General features: G+C 74.6%; 3 protein-coding genes. 2 read left to right on the top strand and 1 reads right to left on the bottom strand.

The features are described from left to right. The first annotated feature begins 167 nt into the window (after nt 1–167). Complete coding sequence (locus ABLM29_RS22205; RefSeq protein WP_349716831.1) at nt 168–614, top strand: FHA domain-containing protein; 447 nt, start codon at nt 168–170, stop codon at nt 612–614. A 117-nt stretch (nt 615–731) separates the two neighbouring features. Beyond that, a complete protein-coding gene (locus tag ABLM29_RS22210) occupies nt 732–1,127 on the top strand; it encodes a cold-shock protein (protein ID WP_349716829.1) in 396 nt (131 codons plus the stop codon). A 126-nt stretch (nt 1,128–1,253) separates the two neighbouring features. Here ABLM29_RS22210 and ABLM29_RS22215 read toward each other — a convergent pair whose 3' ends face one another. Beyond that, nucleotides 1,254–2,444: an MFS transporter gene (locus ABLM29_RS22215; RefSeq protein ID WP_349716830.1), complete on the bottom strand. Its 1,191-nt coding sequence runs from the start codon at nt 2,442–2,444 to the stop codon at nt 1,254–1,256. Nucleotides 2,445–2,545: the final 101 nt, after the last annotated feature.

The raw sequence follows: 2,545 nt of genomic DNA on the forward strand, positions 1-2,545 counted from the left end.
GCGGTAGGTGTCGGGAGCGCCCGCGGGGTCGGGGTACCAGCCTGCGCTGGTCGGGCGCCGCCCAGGACGCGTCGCGCGATGACGCCGCGTGAGAGCACCTCGCGCTGCCACGGCCAGTTCACCACCGAGCCGCCCGGCACCCAGCGCGACCCGATCACCAGGTCGGCGTGCTCGAGCGCAGCCCGCCGCCCAGCGGTCCTCCGCCCGGCGCCCCGCCGAGCGGCCTGCCGACGACCATGCCGCCGCCGTACCCGCCGCCGGCGCCGGGCGGCCCTGCGCGGCTGCAGGTCTCCGACGGGCAGAGCGTGGTGGTCGACCGGGTCGTGCTGATCGGCCGCGCCCCGGAGGCGCGCCGCTTCGGCGGGACCGAGCAGCCGCGCCTGGTGACGGTGCCGAGCCGCCTGAACGAGATCTCCTCGACCCACGTCGAGGTGCGCCCCGGCGCCACGCCCGGCGCCGCGACCGTGACCGACATGGGCTCGACGAACGGCACCGTGATCGTGCGGCCCGGCGAGTCCCCGGAGGACCTGAAGCCGGGCATCGCGGTCCCCGTCGTACCGGGAACGATCATCAACCTGGGCGACGGCATCACGATCGAGGTCGGGCAGGCCTGACCGGGCGGGCCCGGACCGCGGCGCCGGGATGAAAGGCTTTCCGGGGGCGCCGCGCGATGGCCTACGATTCCGACGCGCCGGGACACCGGCGCGGGACACAGCGAGGAAGGTCGAGACGTGCCGACTGGCAAGGTCAAGTGGTTCGACGCGGAGAAGGGGTTCGGGTTCCTCTCCCAGCCGGGCGGTGCGGACGTCTACGTCCACGCCGACGCGCTGCCGGAGGGCGTCTCCACCCTGAAGGCCGGGACGCGGGTCGAGTTCGGCATCGCCCAGGGGCGGCGCGGCGAGCAGGCCCTCCAGGTCCGTGTGCTCGACGCCCCCGCCTCGGTGGCCCGCAAGCAGGCCCAGGCGAAGCGCAAGAAGCCCGAGGAGATGGTCCCGATCGTGGAGGACCTGATCCGGCTGCTCGACGGCGTCGGCGAGGCCTACCGGCACGGCCGCCACCCGGAGCGTCGTACGGCGCAGCCGGTGGCCAAGCTGCTGCGCGCGCTGGCCGACGAGCTCGACGCCTGATCCGGGGTAGTCCCTGACGAAAAGCACCCGTGACGGCCGAGTTCGGGTGCTTTTCGTCAGGGACTACGCCCCCCAACCCCTGGGGACCAGGCCCAGCTCCCGTCGGAGCCCGCCCGCCCCGGCGCCTCAGGCCGGGCTGCCGCTGGGCTGCGCCGACGGTTGCGCCGCGGCGTCGCGGCGGGGGCGGGAGCCGAGGGTGAAGACGGCCCAGGCGGCGAGCACCACCGCGGCCACGCCGAGGCCCAGCTGTGGGATCCAGGGCATCGCGATCCCGACGAAGCCGCCGACCACCCAGGCCAGCTGGAGGGTCGTGTCGCCCCGGGCGAAGGTGCTGGAGTGGTACCGCGGCGGCACCCCGGTCTGGATGGTGGAGTCCAGCGAGACCTTCGCCAGGTACTGCATCAGGCCCGCCGTCAGGCCGAGCGCGACGATGGCGAGCACGCTGTAGAGCGCCGCGGCGACCACGCAGATCACGATGTCGGCGATGAGCGCGACGACCACCATCACCGCCGGGTTGATCTTGCGCGCCACCGAGGCGATCACGATGCCGAGCGTGTTGCCCAGGCCGGCGCCGCCGATCACCAGCCCGATCAGCAGCGTGGTCCGGTCCTCCCAGCCGGCGATCGGCTCCGCGCGCAGCAGGAACGCCATGTACATGGTGAGGAAGCCCGACAGCCACCGCGGACCGCAGTTGACCCGCAGTGCGAAGGCGACCTTGGGCGGCACCCCGGTGCCGCGCCCGGTGCCGAGCGCCCCGCGGACCTGCCGCTCGCCCTCGCTGGAGTCGACCTTGGCCGGCAGCAGGATCGCCGCGATGGTGCCGAGGACGAAGATGAGGAAGGCCAGGCGCAGCGTCCACTCCGCGCCGAAGTACGCCGCCGCGCCGGCGATCGGCGCGGACACGGTCGCGCCGACGACGCCGGCGAGGCTGACCCGGCCGTTCGCCTTGACCAGCGTGATCTCGGGCGGGAGCAGCCGGGGGACGGCCGCGGCCCGGGTGACGCCGTACGCCTTGGAGGAGACCAGCACCCCGAGGGCGGCGGGGTAGAGCCAGACCGAGTCGGCGGCGATCGCGCCGGCGAGCACCCAGCACAGGAACGCGCGGATCGCGAAGGTCGCGCCGATGGCCCAGCGCCGACCGTGGCTGAACCGGTCGAGGAACGGGCCGATCAGCGGCGCGACGATGGCGAACGGCAGCATGGTGAGCCCGAGGAAGAGGGCGACCTGGCCGCGGGCCTCGCTGGTGGCGCCGGAGAAGAAGATGGTCCCGGCGAGCGCGATGGCGACCGCGGTGTCGCCGGCCGCGTTGCAGAACAAGGACCAGGCGATGCGGATCCTGCGCGCGCGGCTGCTGCAGGCCGCCCAGGACGCCGCGGACGCCGAGGCCAGCGACGCCCGGCGCAGCCAGGTGCGCACGG

It is taken from the genome of Nocardioides sp. YIM 152588 (genome assembly GCF_040191335.1).
Classification (GTDB): Bacteria; Actinomycetota; Actinomycetes; order Propionibacteriales; family Nocardioidaceae; genus Nocardioides.